Raw genomic sequence first — 18479 nt, 5'->3', positions numbered from 1 at the left:
AGAGTCGCTGATGGTGCAGCAACCGGAAATACAAGATATCTATCCTTTATCTTTTATGCAGGAGGGCATGCTGTTTCACTCGCTATTGGATCAGGAATCTAGAGCCTACTTTGAACAGGCATCATTTACGATAAACGGCTCGCTTGATACAGAACGGTTTCAAAAAAGTTTAGACGCGCTGATTGAACGCTATGATATTTTCCGCACTGCGTTTATACACAAAAATGTGGCAAAACCGCGCCAAGTCGTGTTAAAAGAGCGGCAAAGCCGCCTTCAATTTGTTGATATTTCTCATCTGGACGAGGCGGCTAAAGAAACATTTGTCGATCAATTCGAACATGACGACAAGAAAAAAGGATTTGATCTGCAAACAGACCCTCTTATGAGAGTATCTATCTTAAAAAGGGCACACGAACAATATCATTGTATTTGGAGCCATCATCACATTTTAATGGATGGCTGGTGCTTTGGTATTGTGATGAAAGAATTTCTTGCGATTTACAAGGCTTTAGGAAAAGGGCAGCTTCCTGATTTTGAACCGGTTCAGCCGTTCAGCAAGTATATTAAATGGCTGATGCGACAGGATCGAAAAGAAGCTGAAGCCTTTTGGAAAACAAGGCTTGTCGATGTCAAACAAACCGCATCACTGCCCAAAACATCATCATCCTCAAAAGGAAAGCTTGAGCAGATGGCATTTACCCTATCTAAAGAACAGACTGAAGGGCTGCGAAAATTGGCCTTGCAAGCAGGCGCGACGCTGAATACGGTTTTTCAGGCATTATGGGGAATCATTCTGCAAAAGATCAACCGCTGTGATGACGCAGTCTTCGGCTCCGTTATTTCCGGGAGGCCGTCTGATCTTGAGGACGTAGAAAAAATGGTCGGGCTTTTCATTAACACCATTCCCGTCCGGGTCAAAAGCGGGCCGGAGTCCTTTTTGACATTGGTCAGCCACTTGCAGCAGGAGTCACTGAAAGCGGAAGCGTACAGTTATTATCCTTTATATGATATTCAGGCGCAAAGCACGCTGAAACATGAGCTGTTTGACCATATTGTCGTATTTGAAAACATACCGGCCCAGCGCGAAATTGAAAGTCTGAATCAAGCTGATGCATTCGATTTCACAGTCGATGATTTCGATATGGAGGAAGTTACCAACTATGGATGCAGCATTAAAATCATTCCGGGAAGCTCGCTTTATATTCGCATAAATTTTGATATCGGACTGTATGATCCAGCCATGATGAAAAAAATCGAACTGTATTTACGCCATATCATAGGCTCTGTCATCGCTGATCCCAATCAACAAATCGCACAAATTGCATTGCTTGGCGAAGAAACTGCCAAAAAGATGCTGTACGAATTCAATCAAACAGAGCCCGCTGCACCTTTGGCGCCGACGCTGCATGGTTTTTTCACCCGCCGTGCAGCTCTGTCGCCGAACATGCCGGCGCTTCGTTTTTCCGGCGGTACCTTAACATATCGAGAGCTTGACCAGTATACCAATCAGCTCGCTGTCCGGTTGAAGAAAAAAGGCGTTGCCAAAGAAAGTGTGGTCGGCGTGCTCGCTGACCGTTCACCGGAGATGGTGATCGCGGTGCTGGCTGTTTTGAAAGCCGGCGGCGCTTACGTGCCGCTTGATCCAGACTATCCTGAAGAACGGCTCAGATACATGCTCGCCGACAGCGGCGCCAAGCTTCTCGTCACAGGGCCGGGTTTGTCCGTCTCCGGTTTTGCCGGTGAGACGCTTGAAGTCAACCTGTCATCGTTTCAAGCGGAGACAGCGGAGACCGAATCGGTTTGCGTTCATACAGATGGCGGCTCACTCGCCTATGTCATCTATACATCCGGTTCAACCGGGACACCGAAGGGCGTCGCGGTTGAGCACCGACAGGCTGCCGCCTTTTTGTCCGGGATGCAGCGCCAGTTCCCATTAACTGAAGATGATGTCATCGTGCTCAAGTCATCGTTTTCATTTGATGCTTCGATCTGGCAGTTGTTTTGGTGGATGATTCCCGGCGCCTCCATGTATTTGCTTCCGCAGGGCTGGGAGAAGGATCCCGCTTTAATGACAGAAGCCTTCACAAACGAAGGAGTGACGACGGCGCATTTTATCCCGGCGATGGCCAACAGCTTTTTAGACCAGGTCGAGATGGAAACAGAGGAGAAAAGGACAAGCCTTGCGAAAACCTTGAAACGCGTATTCGCCGGAGGTGAAGCGCTCGCTCCCCAGACAGCCGCCCGATTTGCCCGGTCTTTGCCGGAGACTGCGGTCATTCACGGCTACGGGCCGACAGAAGCTACGGTGGATGCCGCATTTTTTCGGTACGACCACGAAAAAAACAGGGAACGGATGCGGCTTCCGATCGGAAAGCCTGTACCAGGGGCGCGTCTTTATATTTTAGACAGTGAGAAAGCTGTCCAGCCCATAGGGGTGGCCGGAGAACTGTATATCGCAGGCGCGGGTGTCGCAAGGGGCTATTTGAACCGTCCGGAGCTGACAGAAGAACGGTTTCTCGATGACCCCTTTTATTCAGGGGAACGCATGTATCAAACGGGCGATCTGGCGAGATGGCTCCCGGACGGCACCGTTGAATGGCTGGGCCGCATGGACGGTCAAGTGAAAATCCGCGGCTACCGGATCGAACCGGGGGAAGTCGAAGCGGCGCTTCGCCAGATCGACGGCGTGCGGGAAGCGGCGGTTGTCGCCCGGACAGAAGGGGAGGAAACCGAGCTTTGCGCCTATATTGAAGGTCAGGATCAAAAGACCGCAAGGACAGAACTGGGCAAACGCCTGCCGGCCTATATGATGCCTTCATCATTCATCGAGATGCGTGACTGGCCTGTCACACCGAGCGGAAAGCTTGACCGCAAGGCGCTGCCCGCTCCCGACGGAGCGGCTGAACGACGCGCTTACACCGCGCCGCAAACCATCACGGAAATGAAGCTCGCCAAGCTTTGGGAAGAGGTGCTGAAATACGGCCCTGCCGGCATTCGCGACCACTTTTTCGAACAAGGCGGCCACTCGCTGAAAGCGACTGCGCTCGTCTCCCGCATCGCCAAAGCGTTTGGCGTGCAAGTGCCGCTGAAGGAGATTTTCGCCAAGCCGACACTGGAAGAGCTCGCCGCCGTGATTCAGGAATTGGATGAAAGCCCGCATGCGGCGATTGAACCGGCAGAAAAACAGGACACCTACCCGGTGTCCTCGGCGCAAAAGCGGATGTATGTCCTTCAGCAGCTGGAAGACGGCGGTGTCGGCTACAATATGCCGGCGGCGCTTAAGCTGACAGGACCGCTCGACCGCGCCCGGCTTGATGAAGTATTCAGGCAGCTGATCCGCCGCCACGAATCGCTCAGGACGTCGTTTGAAACTGGGGTAGACGGCGAGCCTGTCCAGCGCATCCATGATGATGTCCCGTTTCAGCTGATGGAATTGGCCGCGGCTGAAGACTTTGTCCGTCCGTTCCGGCTTCAAGAAGCGCCGCTTTTCCGCGCCGCTCTTGTGAAGGAAGCGGAGGAGAGCCACCTGTTGTTGGTAGACATGCATCACATCATTTCCGACGGGGTGTCTGTCGGCACTTTAATCCACGAATTCAGCGAGCTGTACGCCAGCCGGACGCTTGCCCCGCTGCGGATTCAATATAAAGACTACGCCGTCTGGCAACAGGCATTCAAACAAGGGGAGGCGTACAACAGACAGGAAGCCTATTGGCTGAAGCAGCTCGACGGAGAGCTGCCGGTGCTTGAGCTTCCGGCCGACAACGCCCGCCCGGCGGTACGAAGCTTTGCGGGTGATACAGTGTCCCGCACGCTTGATGCGAAAACAACAGCCGGCCTTTACAAGATCGCCCGCGACAACGGCTGCACCCTGTATATGGTTCTTCTCGCCGCGTACAGCACGCTTCTTGCCCGTCTCAGCGGACAGGAGGACATCATCATCGGTTCGCCGATCGCCGGAAGGCCGCACAAAGACTTAGAACCTGTCATCGGCATGTTTGTCAACACATTGGCGATCAGAACGCAGCCGGCAGAAAACAAATGTTTCAGCGATTTCTTAAAGGAGGTCCGCGAAACGGCGCTTGAGGCGTTCGAACATCAGGATTATCCGTTTGAGGAGCTTGTCGACAGGCTTGATGTCGTCCGTGATATGAGCCGCAATCCGTTGTTTGACGTTATGTTCGCTCTGCAAAATATGGAGCGGGAATCACTGACTCTGCATGACTTGCATTTGACGACTATAGCTCATGACGCCCATAAAGTCTCTAAGTTTGATATGACTCTTTATGCAGCTGAAGAAGATCAAGAGACAATCCGTTTTGATGTTGAATTCAATACAGACATCTATCAAAAACAAACGATCAAGAAATGGCTTTCCTACTATATTCATATTCTCCATCATGTGATCGAACATCAGAACATTCATCTCGGAGATATCCATGTATTAGATGAACATGAGACAAGCTCATTCATTCACACATTTAATCAGACAAAACAAGACTACCCGAAACACGAAACGATCAGCCGTTTATTTGAATATCAAGCAGCCAAAACACCTCACGCCCCGGCCGTTATATATGACAGGCAAACCTTGACTTACCGTGAACTAAACGAACGCGCCAACAGAATAGCCGCTGCGCTTCGAGCAAATGGCGTCGGTTCAGAAAGTGTTGTCGCACTATTAACAAGTCGCACCCCTGAACTTGCGGTCGGAATTCTAGGTATTTTAAAAGCCGGCGGAGCCTATCTTCCCGTCACTGAAGACATGCCGACAGAACGGCTGGAATGGATGTTGTCTGACAGCAATGCTGTGATGCTCCTCCAATCAGATCGATTAGAATCTCATATGGCAGGAAAACGGTTATTCATAGAAGACATCCAGCTTGAGGCCGGCATTTCAGCAAACAATCCCGAACAGCAGGGCGGTCCTGATTCTCTCGCTTATATCATGTATACATCCGGATCAACCGGCACGCCAAAAGGCGTAATGGTTGAACAGCGCGGCGTCGTCCGTCTCGTAAAAAACAGCGATATGGCATTTTCACCTGAAGACAGGATTTTATTGACAGCGTCATTGGGATTTGACGCGATGACATTTGAAGTATTCGGACCGCTATTAAACGGTGCTTGTTTATACATCAGTGACAAGGAAACTTATTTAGATTCCGATCGGCTCAAGACATTCATACAGCAGAACGGCATCACGACTTTATGGCTGACATCATCCTTATTTAATCAATTATCAGAACAAAATGAACGAACATTTTCCGACCTGTCCAGATTGATTCTCGGCGGAGAAGCCCTGTCGCCAAACCATGTCAATCGCGTTCGCAACGCGGCGCCGGATCTCGCGCTATGGAATGGCTACGGCCCAACGGAAAACACAACATTCTCAACGTGCTTCCGGATTGAACACGAGTATAAGCATTCCATTCCGATCGGCCGCCCAATCGCTAATTCAACCGCTTATATTGTCAACAGCCGCGGGAGATTGCAGCCTATGGGTGTCATCGGAGAATTATGCGTTGGCGGGGACGGGCTAGCCAGAGGCTACTTCGGGAGACCTGAACTGACGAAAGAAAAATTTGTGCCAAATCCCTTCACACCTGGTGAACGAATGTACCGGACCGGTGATTTGGCCCGCTGGCTGAAGGATGGGTCGATTGAATATATCGGCCGGATGGATGATCAAGTAAAAATTCGCGGCTACAGGATTGAGCTGGGAGAAATTGAAGCAGCATTGCGGCAGATTGACGGTGTCAAAGAAGCCGCCGTCATCGTGCGAACCGGTCCCTCAGGACATAAAGAACTCCTTGCCTATATGAGTCTGCAAGCGGAAATGAATATCGAGAAAGTCAGATCCCTTCTTTCTCAGCAATTGCCCGGGTTTATGATCCCGGCGCATTTGGTTGAGCTTGCCGCCTTGCCTCTGACACAAAACGGAAAGCTCGACAGAAGAGCGCTGCCTGAGCCGGAGACCACAGCAATCAACACAGCATACGCCCCTCCGCGCAACCAGCTGGAGGAACGGCTTGCCGTGATCTGGCAAGAGGTGCTCGGCGTTGAAAAAGTCGGGATTGAGGATTCGTTTTTTGAACTGGGAGGCGATTCGATTAAAGCCCTCCAAGTATCTGCGCGCCTTGGACGGTTTGACTTGAAAATCACGGCAGGCGACTTATTCCGCCATCCAACTATTAAAGAAGCCGCGCCTCTCATCCGCAAGACTGAGAGAAATATAGATCAGCGGCCGATTGAAGGAGAAGTACCTTGGACGCCCGTTCAGCGCTGGTTCCTCGCACAGCATATCGAAAAGAGGCAGCATTTCAACCAATCTGTCATGCTTCATAGCTCAGAAGGATTTCAGGAACAGCCGCTTCGAACAGCTTTACAGCATCTTGTCATCCATCATGATGCCCTCCGCATGACAATCATCGATGACGGCGGCCAGCTGCAGCAATTTAACAGGGGAATTCATGGAGAACTTTACAGCCTGAACATAAGAGACCTTTCTAAAACGGCACAATGGGAGAAGCTGATTGAAGACGAAGTCGCTGATTTGCAGCGCAGTATCCATTTGCAAACAGGCCCACTGCTAAAAGCAGGCTTGTTCAACACAATGTCGGGAACTTATTTATTTCTCACCATTCATCATTTGGTCGTCGACGGGGTCTCATGGCGGATTTTGCTTGAGGATTTATCGGCAGCATACAGTCAGGCGGCCGCAGGACAACCGGTTCAGCTTCCGCGGAAAACGGACTCATACCAATATTTCGCAAACCGGCTTGCCGAATACGCAGAGAGCAGCAAGGTCATTCGCGAACAATCGTATTGGCGCACTGTTGAAAAAGAAAAAGCCGCTTTACTTTCTTGTGAAAAACCGCATAGCGCTGCGGACAACATTCGGAAAACGGAAAGCTTTACCCTTTCCGAAGAAGACACACACGTTTTAATCCACAAGGTTAACAACGCCTACAACACAGACACCCAGGATATTCTGCTGACGGCAGCATCATTAGCCCTGTGTGATTGGATGGGAGAGAGGAAACTGCGGATCGCGATGGAAGGACATGGGAGAGATCACACCCTTCCTGAATTGGATATCAGCCGGACAGTCGGCTGGTTTACCACAATATATCCTGTGTTGATTGATTTACATGCAGTCGAAGGCGAGTTGGGGCTGGCAGTGAAAACAGTCAAAGATACACTCGGCAGAATACCGGACAAAGGAATGGGATACGGCATTTTGAAATATTTAACATCCTCTGAAAACAAAACAATCCAGTTCAGCAAAGCGCCTGAAATCGGTTTTAATTATTTAGGGCAATTCAATGATACAGAACGCCAACAAAAGTTCAGCTTTTCGGGGCTTGCAAGCGGGAAAGACATTACACCTACATGGCAGCGTGAGCAAACGCTGGAAATGAGCGCCATGGTAAGGCAAAATCAGCTGCATTTCAATTTGAGCTATCCGCCAAGCCGGTTCCATAAAACAACAATGAAACAGCTGCTGCACATGGTGAAACATAATTTGCACCAAATCATCAAACATTGCGCACATAAACAAGAAACAGAGAAAACGGTCAGCGATTTTAGCAGCCAATCGTTAACAGCGGAAGATTTGGACAATATTGCGAGCTTTGTCGAGGAACTGTAGGAACAGGAGGCAGGGAAAAAATATGACAAAAAAACATGAGATTCAGGATATTTATCCGCTTTCTTATATGCAGGAAGGCATGCTATTTCACACCCTTCTTAACAAGGACACACAGGCATACGTCGAACAAGCCTCATTTTCAATGACAGGAAAGGTTGACACAGACATTTTTCAGAAAAGCATCACTGCTCTGTGCGCCCGGCACGATATTTTCAGAACGATTTTTATCAGTCAAAATGTATCCGTTCCGCAGCAGGTCGTCTTAAAAGAACGGACGATCACCGTTGAAGAAAAAGATCTGACTCATTTGGATCGATCCGGCCAGCTTAGATTGATCGATGACGTCAAAAAAACAGACAGAGCCAAAGGATTTCATTTGCAAAAAGATGGATTGATGCGCGTCATTCTTTTTAAAACAGGGGAACGCGAATTTACATGCATATGGAGCTTCCATCACATCATTATGGACGGCTGGTGCCTCGGGATTGTCCTGAAGGAGTTTTTCCATATATACGCTTCCCATTTGCACCAAACACCATTAAAGCTTGAGCCTGCTGTGCCTTACGGGAGCTATATTCAATGGCTGATGGAGCAGGACAAAGAAGCCGCCGCCCGGTACTGGGAGGGTTATCTTGAAGGATATGACCAACAGAGCCGGCTGCCGCAGCAAAAAAAAGCGGGCGCCAAAAGCAGACAAGAAGAAGTCACATTTTCCCTTTCTAAAACAGTTACGGATAAGCTGAAAGAGCTGGCCGCAAAGGAAGAAGTCACATTGAGCACCATTTTTCACACGCTTTGGGGAATGTTGCTGCAAGCTTATAACCAGACGGATGATGCGGTTTTCGGTTCGGTTATTTCCGGCAGGCCGGCTGAAATTGCAGGGATAGAGCGGATGATCGGCCTTTTCATTAATACGGTACCGGTGCGTGTTACCGGTACAAAAGTGCCTTTTGTGAAACTGATTAAACAAGTGCAAAAAGATGCGCTCAATGGGCAGCCGTACAGCTACCACCCGCTCTATGAGATACAGGCGGAATCCGCCGTCAAACAAGGCTTAATCGACCATATTCTTGTTTTTGAAAATTATCCTGTTGAAAAAGAAATCGCGCTGCTGAACAGTGGACAAGATGCAGAGGATCTGTTTCGCATTCATGATTTCAACATGGAAGACGAGACCAACTACAGCTTTTATCTCATGGTAGCACCAGGTGAAAACATTCATCTCAAAATGAGATTTGATTCCGGCATTCATGAACGTTCTTTCATCGAAAGCGTCAAAGGCCATTTGCAGCATATCATCGCACAAGTGCTGGAAAATCCGAATTTGACCCCGGAGGAATTGACGATCACAACACAGCAGGAACAAAAAGACCTGCTCAGCACGTTGAAAATAGAGACTAAACAGCGTGAATATGAAACGATCCAGTCGATGTTCGAACGTCAGGCGGCACAATCCCCTGATGAAAAAGCAATTCACTATGAAGGGCAGTCGATCACTTATAAAGAGCTGAATGAAATGGCCAACAAACTTGCACGCCTTCTCCGAAAACGGGGTGTCAAACGCCAGGAGCCGGTCGCGATCATGGTCGAACGTTCTCCCGCATTAGCGGCGGGAGTACTCGGCATTTTAAAAGCGGGCGCGGCATTTGTTCCGATTGACCTGAGCCATCCTGCCGAACGCATTCGCTATTGCATAGAAAACAGCGGCTGTCAGCACATAGTATCACAGCATCATGTGGCGGCTTTAGCAAAGTCAGCCGCAACAAAACGATCTGTGACATTCATAGAAGAAGCAGATGCGGAAAGCGACGGAAGCAATGTCGAGACGGTAAACACTGCGGAAGATTTGCTTTACATCATGTATACATCTGGAACAACGGGGAAGCCGAAGGGTGTTTTATTTGAACATCGAAATATGGCCAATTTGCTTCATGACCAATTTGAAAACTCACGTATTGATTTCAAAACAAATGTGCTCCAGTATGCATCTTGTGCGTTTGACGTCTGCTATCAAGAATTGTTTACAACTTTGCTTAGCGGCGGCACGCTTTGCATCGCGCCTGAATCAATCAAGCGCGACCCAGCTCAGTTGTTTTTGTTGATCAATACACAGCGAACAGAAGTCGTCTTTTTCCCGACGGCTTTTGTGAAGATGCTTTTTAATGAGGAACACTATGCGAACCACTTTCCAAACTGTGTGAAGCATGTCATCACTGCGGGGGAGCAATTGACGGTCTCGCATATTTTTAAGGCATTGCTCAAGCGGCACGGCATACACTTGCATAATCATTACGGCCCGGCGGAAACCCATGTCGTCTCGACATGCACCATTCATCCTGAGGGCGACATCCCGGATTCTCCGCCGATCGGAAAACCGATCAGCCATAACGCCTTGTATATCCTTGACAAATACAAACGACTTCAGCCCTGCGGTGTAGCAGGAGAGCTTTATATATCAGGCGCGAGCGTCGGGAGAGGATATGTCAATAATCCAATCTTGACAAAACAGAAATTTTTGCCCGATCCATTCAGAGCGGGAGCCGTCATGTATCGAACAGGAGATATAGCAAGGCTTCGTGCAGACGGACAAATGGACTATATCGGCCGGACGGATGATCAAGTGAAAATCAGGGGCTACCGGGTCGAACCTAAGGAAATAGAGGTGACATTGGCAAATCATCCTGCTGTTAAGGAAGCGGTTGTCCTGGTTCAAAAAGACAGTGAAGGGGAACATGAATTGTGCGCATACTACAGCACACGGAAACCGATCGACCCTTCTGCATTGCGTCATGATTTGGCCGACGCCATCCCTGACTACATGATGCCAGTAAAATGGACTGCTGTGCCAGCGATTCCGCTTACAGCAAATGGAAAAGTCGATAAAAGCGCCCTCCCAGAACCGACATCATCCGCATCGCATCAGTCATACGCCGCACCTCGCAATTTGAACGAGCTCAGGCTTTCACAGCTTTGGGAAGGTCTACTGAAAAGGGGGCCGGTCGGCATCCGCGACAACTTTTTTGAACTGGGCGGCCATTCTTTAAAAGCAACATCGCTCATCTCTCGCATCGCCAAAGAATGGAACGTTCAGATTCCGTTAAGTGATGTCTTTGCCCATCCGACCGTAGAAGGGTTGGCAGCAGTCATCAGTGAAGCGGAAGAAAACCCGTTTGCTTCGATTCAGCAAATAGAGAAGAAGGAGACAAATCCGGTTTCTTCCGCACAAAAACGGATGTATGTTCTGCACCAGCTTGATGGCGGAGGAGTCAGCTACAACATTCCGGCCGTTTTGGAGCTGACAGGCGAGCTCGATCAACAGAGGGTGGAAGCTGTATTTCGCGAACTGATCCGCCGGCATGAACCCCTTAGGACATCATTCGAAGCAGGAGACGACGGCGAGCCGGTGCAGCGGATTCATGAAAAGGTGCCGTTTGCTTTTTCAAACGAATCTTCATCTGAATCATTTATCCGGCCGTTTGATCTTGGAAAGGCTCCGCTTTTCAGGGCGGGCTTAGCGACCATTGAAAAAGGACGATATCTGCTTTTAGTGGACATGCACCATATTATTTCAGACGGTGTCTCCATCCAATTGCTCATGCAGGAATTCAGCGAGCTGTATAAAGGACTTGAACTGGCTCCGTTGCGCATTCAATACAAAGACTATGCAGCATGGCAAGAAACATTCAAAACAAGCGACATATACAAACGGCAAGAATCGTATTGGCTCAAACAACTGGCCGGTGAGCTGCCAGTGCTCGAATTGCCGACGGACAAACCGCGGCCCCCGGCAAAAAGCTTTGCAGGTGACCGGGTTACGTTCGAGATCAGTCAGGATCTTACATCACGTTTACAACAGCTCGCAGGAGAAAACAGATGCACACTGTATATGACGCTTCTTGGGATATACACCGTTTTATTATCACGGCTAAGCGGGCAGGAAGAGATCATTGTCGGTTCGCCGATCGCGGGCAGACCGCATGCTGACCTGGAATCCGTGCTCGGAATGTTTGTGAACACATTGGCTTTTCGAACACGTCCGGTGAGCGGAATATCTTTCAAACAATATTTACAGGACATTCGAGAAACAGCGCTAGAAGCCTATGAACACCAGGACTATCCGTTAGAGGAGCTGGTTGACCGCCTCGGCGTTCAGCGGGAGATGAGCCGAAATCCGCTCTTTGATACAACGTTTGCACTGCAAAATATGGAGCGGCAACAATTGTCGATGGAGGGGCTTGAGTTTCGGCAGAAAGATATCAGCCACCCGATTTCTAAATTCGACCTGTCACTGTACATGGCCGAAAGCGGCGGACAAATATATTGTCAGTTTGAATACAGTACAGATTTGTTTGAACGGAAAACGATTCAAAAATGGGCCGATTTTTTTAAAACGTTGGCTAAAAACGCTGCACAGCATCCGGAGCTGGAACTGGACCATTTGTCAATCCTTTCGAAAAAGGAAGAAAGCGCACTTCTGCAAAACCTCAGCCCGATGCAAAAAATCGATTTCCCACTGGATCAGCCGCTTCATCATCAGCTCGAGCAGCAGGCAGAAAAGACGCCTGATCGTCCGGCCGTTTTGGCGGATGGCGTCTCCATCTCCTACAGAGAACTGAATGAACGGGCCAATCAAATTGCATGGAAGCTAATTGGCCTCGGTATTCAACAGGAAGATGTGATTGCCGTGATGGGGAGACGTTCACCAGATATGCTGATTGGAATTTATGGCATTTTAAAAGCGGGAGCTGCTTACGTGCCGATCGACCCTGACTATCCTGAAGAACGAATCCGTTTTTTAATGAAGGACAGCGGCGCAAAGACCTTGCTTGCAGAATCTAATCCATCGATGTTTGAGGGAACCATTTTGCCGCTAGATGGCGGGCGCGAGAATCACGGAGAAGCGGCAGTCAATCCGAATCTCCCGGTACCGCCCGATGCCTTGGCCTATATCATCTATACATCTGGCTCAACGGGACGCCCAAAAGGCGTCATGGTGGAACACAGGTCCGCGGTCAATTTTTTATACTCACTGCAAACCCGCTACTCACTTAACGACTCGGACATCATTCTGCATAAAACGTCTTACTCGTTTGATGCTTCAATATGGGAGCTGTTCTGGTGGCCATTCGCCGGGGCTTCTGTTTATCTGCTTCCTCAAGGAGGGGAAAAAGATCCTGAAATCATCTTAAAAGCGCTGGAGGAAAAGGAAGTTACAGCCGCCCATTTTGTCCCTTCTATGCTTCACTCATTCTTGGAATATATGAATCAAAGAAAAAAACCGGCCGACATCAGACATTTAAAAAGAGTCTTTGCAGGCGGCGAGCAGCTGTGGGCGCACCTCGTCTCCCGTTTTCATGAGCTTCTGCCGAGGGTGGAATTGACAAATTCCTACGGACCGACGGAAGCGACGGTAGAAGCGGCATACTTTGATGTCCCTAAAAGGAAAACACTTGACCATGTCCCGATCGGCCGATCAGGACACAATATGAGACTCTATATTTTAAATAAAAAACGGCAGCTTCTGCCGTTCGGCTGTCGAGGGGAACTGTATATCGCAGGCGCGGGCGTCGCAAGGGGCTACTTGAACCGTCCGGAGCTGACAGAAGAACGGTTTCTCGATGACCCCTTTTATTCAGGGGAACGCATGTATCAAACGGGCGATCTGGCGAGATGGCTCCCGGACGGCACCGTTGAATGGCTGGGCCGCATGGACGGTCAAGTGAAAATCCGCGGCTACCGGATCGAACCGGGGGAAGTCGAAGCGGCGCTTCGCCAGATCGACGGCGTGCGGGAAGCGGCGGTTATCGCCCGGACAGAAGGGGAGGAAACCGAGCTTTGCGCCTATATTGAAGGTCAGGATCAACAAACTGTAAGGACAGAGCTGGGCAAACGCCTGCCGGCCTACATGATGCCTTCATCCTTCATCGAGATGAAAGAGTGGCCTGTCACTCCGAGCGGAAAGCTTGACCGCAAGGCGCTGCCCGCTCCCGACAGAGCGCCTGAACGACGCGCTTACACCGCGCCGCAAACCATCACGGAAATGAAGCTCGCCAAGCTTTGGGAAGAGGTGCTGAAATACGGCCCTGCCGGCATTCGCGACCACTTTTTCGAACAAGGCGGCCACTCGCTGAAAGCGACAGCGCTCGTCTCCCGCATCGCCAAAGCGTTTGGCGTGCAGGTGCCGCTGAAGGAGATTTTCGCCAAGCCGACACTGGAAGAGCTCGCAGCCGTGATTCAGGAATTGGATGAAAGCCCGCATGCGGCGATTGAACCGGCGGACAAACAGGACACCTATCCGGTGTCCTCGGCGCAAAAGCGGATGTATGTGCTTCAGCAGCTGGAAGACGGCGGTGTCGGCTACAATATGCCGGCGGCGCTTAAGCTGACAGGACCGCTCGACCGCGCCCGGCTTGATGAAGTATTCAGGCAGCTGATCCGCCGCCACGAATCGCTCAGGACGTCGTTTGAAACCGGGGCAGACGGCGAGCCTGTTCAACGCATTCATGATGATGTCCCGTTTCAGCTGATGGAATTGGCCACGGCTGAAGACTTTGTCCGTCCGTTCCGGCTTCAAGAAGCGCCGCTTTTCCGCGCCGCTCTTGTGAAGGAGGCGGAGGAGAGCCACCTGTTGTTGGTGGACATGCATCACATCATTTCCGACGGGGTGTCTGTCGGCACCTTAATCAGCGAATTCAGCGAGCTGTACGCCAACCGGACGCTTCACCCGCTGCGGATTCAATATAAAGACTACGCTGTCTGGCAACAGGCATTCAAACAAGGAGAGGCGTACAACAGACAGGAAGCCTATTGGCTGAAGCAGCTCGACGGAGAGCTGCCGGTGCTGGAGCTTCCGGCCGACAACGCCCGCCCGGCGGTGCGAAGCTTTGCCGGAGATCATGTGTCCTTTTCACTTGATGCGGACACTTCATCCGGCCTATACAAGATCGCCCGCGACAACGGATGCACCCTGTATATGGTTCTTCTCGCCGCGTACAGCACGCTTCTTGCCCGGCTCAGCGGACAGGAGGATATCATCATCGGTTCGCCGATCGCCGGAAGGCCGCACAAAGACTTAGAACCTGTCATCGGCATGTTTGTCAACACATTGGCGATCAGAACGCAGCCGGCCGAAAACAAATGTTTCAGCGATTTCTTAAGAGAGGTCCGCGAAACGGCACTTGAGGCATTTGAACATCAGGATTATCCGTTTGAGGAGCTTGTCGACCGGCTTGATGTCGTCCGTGATATGAGCCGCAATCCGTTGTTTGACGCTATGCTTGTCGTACAAAATATGGATCGCCAAGAGCTTTTCCTGGATGGACTGCATATTCAGCCTGCCGATATGCCTCAAACTGGGGCGAAGTTTGATCTGACGCTGCAAGTTTCAGAAGGGGATGAACGCATACACTTTCGGTTTGAATATGCATCATCTTTATTTAAACAAGATACGATCGAACGCTGGGCATCACATTTCACGACAATGCTTCAGCACATTGTCCACGCACCGCAGACAGCGTTGCCTGCCATCAGCATGCTGACAGCTAAAGAACAACAGCTGCTGATGACAAACTTTAACAGGATGCCGGAACAACACGGCCCTAACATAACCGTTCACGAATTATTCGCCCGTCAGGCGGCAAAATCGCCGAGTGCAACTGCACTCATCACTCGGGAAGGGGTGCTCACTTATCAAGAATTAGACGAATGGTCCAACAAAATAGCGAGAACATTGCAAAATCAAGGGATTGGTCCGGATCTCACTGTAGGTATTATGATTCCTAAATCAACAGGCTTGATCGCAGCCGTTCTCGGAACCTGGAAAGCAGGGGGCGCCTATGTCCCACTTGATCTTGGATATCCGGACGAGCGCAAACAATATGTATTAGCCGACAGCGGAGCTAAACTGCTGATCACCGATAAAAAAACAATTCATCAAGTACCTGATGATTTTAAAGGCGAAGTGCTTCTGATTGAAGATGTACAGGAACAGGACACCTCACCTATTCTAACTGCTTCCGGGCCTGATCATTTGGCTTATATCATTTATACATCAGGTACGACGGGCAATCCAAAAGGCGTCATGGTGGAACACAGAGGAGTCGCTTATACAGTTCAGTGGCGCAGTGCTTTTTATGAATTTCATGATCATGATATCGCGCTTCAGCTTTCCTCATTTTCTTTTGACGCATTTGTCACAAGTATGTTTGCGCCGCTTATATCAGGAGTACAGACCGTTATCCCGGCTGAGGAAGAAGCGAAAGACATTCTCGCTATTAAACAATATCTAGCCGATTACGGCATTACGCATATGAATCTCGTTCCGATTCTATACCGGACACTGCTTGACGTATTGCAGCCGGAAGATGTACAAGCACTGCGACTTGTCACATTAGGAGGCGAAGCGATTGAACCGAATTTGCTGGAGCGCAGTTTCTCGCTCCGCCCTGACATAGAGATTTCCAATGAATACGGGCCGACAGAGAGCAGCATCACGGCCACTGCGGCCAGAAGATTGAAACGAGAAGAAAACATCACGATCGGCCGGCCGATCGGCTATACAAATGTTTATATTTTAAAAGGAGATCACTTGCAGCCTATCGGTGTCACCGGAGAACTTTGCATTACAGGACCGGGGCTTGCAAGAGGATATATCAATCTTCCTGAGCAAACGGCAAAAGCTTTCGTTCAAGATCCGTTCCATCCAGATCAGCGCATGTATCGGACGGGGGATTTGGCGAAATGGCTGCCGGACGGCACACTGCAGTATGTCGGCAGGATGGATGAACAAGTCAAAATCAGAGGCTACCGAATCGAGATAAAAGAAGTGGAAGCGGCACTCTCCGGCCTTGCCGTAGTAAAAGAAGCGGCAGTGGTGGATTCTGTTACCGCAGCAGGTCATAAGGAACTGTGCGCTTATATCGTTGTTGAAGACGGCGCAGATTGCGGCATGGTGCGCAAAGCTTTGGCCAAAAAAGTGCCGTCTTACATGGTACCGGCGTTTTTCCAAACGCTTGATGCATTGCCTACCATGCCAAACGGGAAGCTGAATAAGCCCGCACTGGCAAAGATCCCGCACAAGGGAGAGACTAGGCAAACATTTACGGCTCCGGCCACTGATATTGAAAAAGAATTGGCTGCCATCTGGCGCGGGGTGCTCGGTGTGGACAAGATCGGAATTGATGAATCATTTTTTGAGCTTGGCGGAGATTCCATTAAGGCATTGCAAGTCTCCGCGAGATTGCATCAATCAGGAAAGCAATTGGCCGTAAAAGATATCTTCAGCCATCCGACAATCCAAGAATTGGCGCCATATGTCCGTTTATCACAACAACCGATCAGCCAAGCATCTGTAGAAGGCGAGATGACATGGTCACCGGTGCAAAAATGGTTCCTGTCTCAAGATATAAAAGAAGCCCACCATTTTAATCAGTCAGTTATGCTGCATCGGTCAAATCCGTTAGATGAAGATGCATTGAGGAAAACGCTAAAAGCGATAACCGTCCATCACGATGCACTCAGGCTCATATGCGTCAAAGATGAACAAGGGAACTTGCGCCTGTACAATCGTCCAGCGAACATCGGAGAGGACCAGCTTTACAACTTGCGAATCTTCAATCTGGCCGGCGAACCAAAAGATCATGAACACATTATCAAACACCAAGTTCGTGAGCTGCAAAAAGCAATGGACTTGGAAAACGGGCCGCTGGTGCAAGTCGGGCTTTTCCGCTCAAGCGAAGGAGATGACCTGTTTCTTGCTATCCATCACTTGGCCGTCGACGGCATATCATGGCGGATTATCCTGGAAGACTTGGCATCCGTCTATGAGCAGGCGATTCGCGGAGATGACATAGCACTCCCGCCAAAAACCGCATCATTCCAGACATATACCGAGCAATTAGCCAAGTATGCAGAAAGCCGGCGGTTATTACAGCAAGCAGACTATTGGCGCGCCATCGAACACCATGAAACAGTTGCACTGCCAAAAGATCAGACACATATCGACAAAACCGCTTTGAAAAAACGTAACACCGTATCATTTACTTTAGCTCAACAAGAAACAGACGCGATTCTAAAAGATGTGCACAATGCTTACAATACGGATACCCAAGACCTGCTATTGGCGTCAGCGGTACTCGCTATATGGCAATGGGTGCCGCAAAAGGCGCTAAAAATCGCGCTTGAAGGGCATGGCCGTCAATCTGAGGCGGCATATCACGATATCAGCCGAACCGTAGGGTGGTTTACTTCCATATATCCAGTATTGCTTCAACTTGAACCCAATACATGGGATGACCATCATGAAGAATATATGATCCGCGCATTAAAAATAACAAAAGACACGTTAAGGCGGATACCTGATAAAGGATTTGGATACGGTGTTCTCAAATATATGACACCGCCTGAAAAAGCAAAGATCAAATTCGGCAAAGCACCTGATATCACCTTTAACTATTTAGGACAATTTGAAATCGGAAACCGTGCGCAAACCGAAACAGAACAGCTTGATGCATTTACATTTTCTCCTTTGGGGGGCGGCGAGGATATCACCGGCACTTGGAAGCGTGAACAGTCGCTGGATATCAGCGCACTCGTAGCCGAAGGCAAACTGACCGTTAACATGACATATGAAACAGGGCGTTTTCAAAAAGAAACCATTGAGCGGCTTTCCCAAGATTGTCAGTACTATCTCAGAAAGCTGATGAACCATTGCCTCGGCAAAACTGAAACAGAGAAGACCGTCAGCGACTTTGATGATCGCGAGCTGACCGAGGAAGCTTTTAAAAATATAACCGACTTACTCGGATTTCATTAAACGAGCGGAGGGAAA

At 49.7% G+C, this 18479-nt stretch carries 2 protein-coding genes; both read left to right on the top strand.

Annotated features, from left to right (window positions below; genetic code table 11):
- Positions 1 to 10 precede the first annotated feature (10 nt).
- Positions 11 to 7651, top strand: coding sequence for an amino acid adenylation domain-containing protein (locus tag M1D59_RS10995; protein ID WP_458118027.1), 7641 nt, complete (start codon positions 11 to 13; stop codon positions 7649 to 7651).
- A 22-nt stretch (positions 7652 to 7673) separates the two neighbouring features.
- Entirely contained in the window at positions 7674 to 18464 is a 10791-nt protein-coding gene (locus M1D59_RS10990; protein WP_458118026.1) for an amino acid adenylation domain-containing protein, read from the top strand.
- Positions 18465 to 18479 lie beyond the last annotated feature (15 nt).

Source organism: Bacillus sp. PK6-026, from assembly GCF_054161455.1.
Note: the sequence above shows the minus strand (reverse complement) of the source record. Positions and strands in the feature narration are given on the sequence as shown.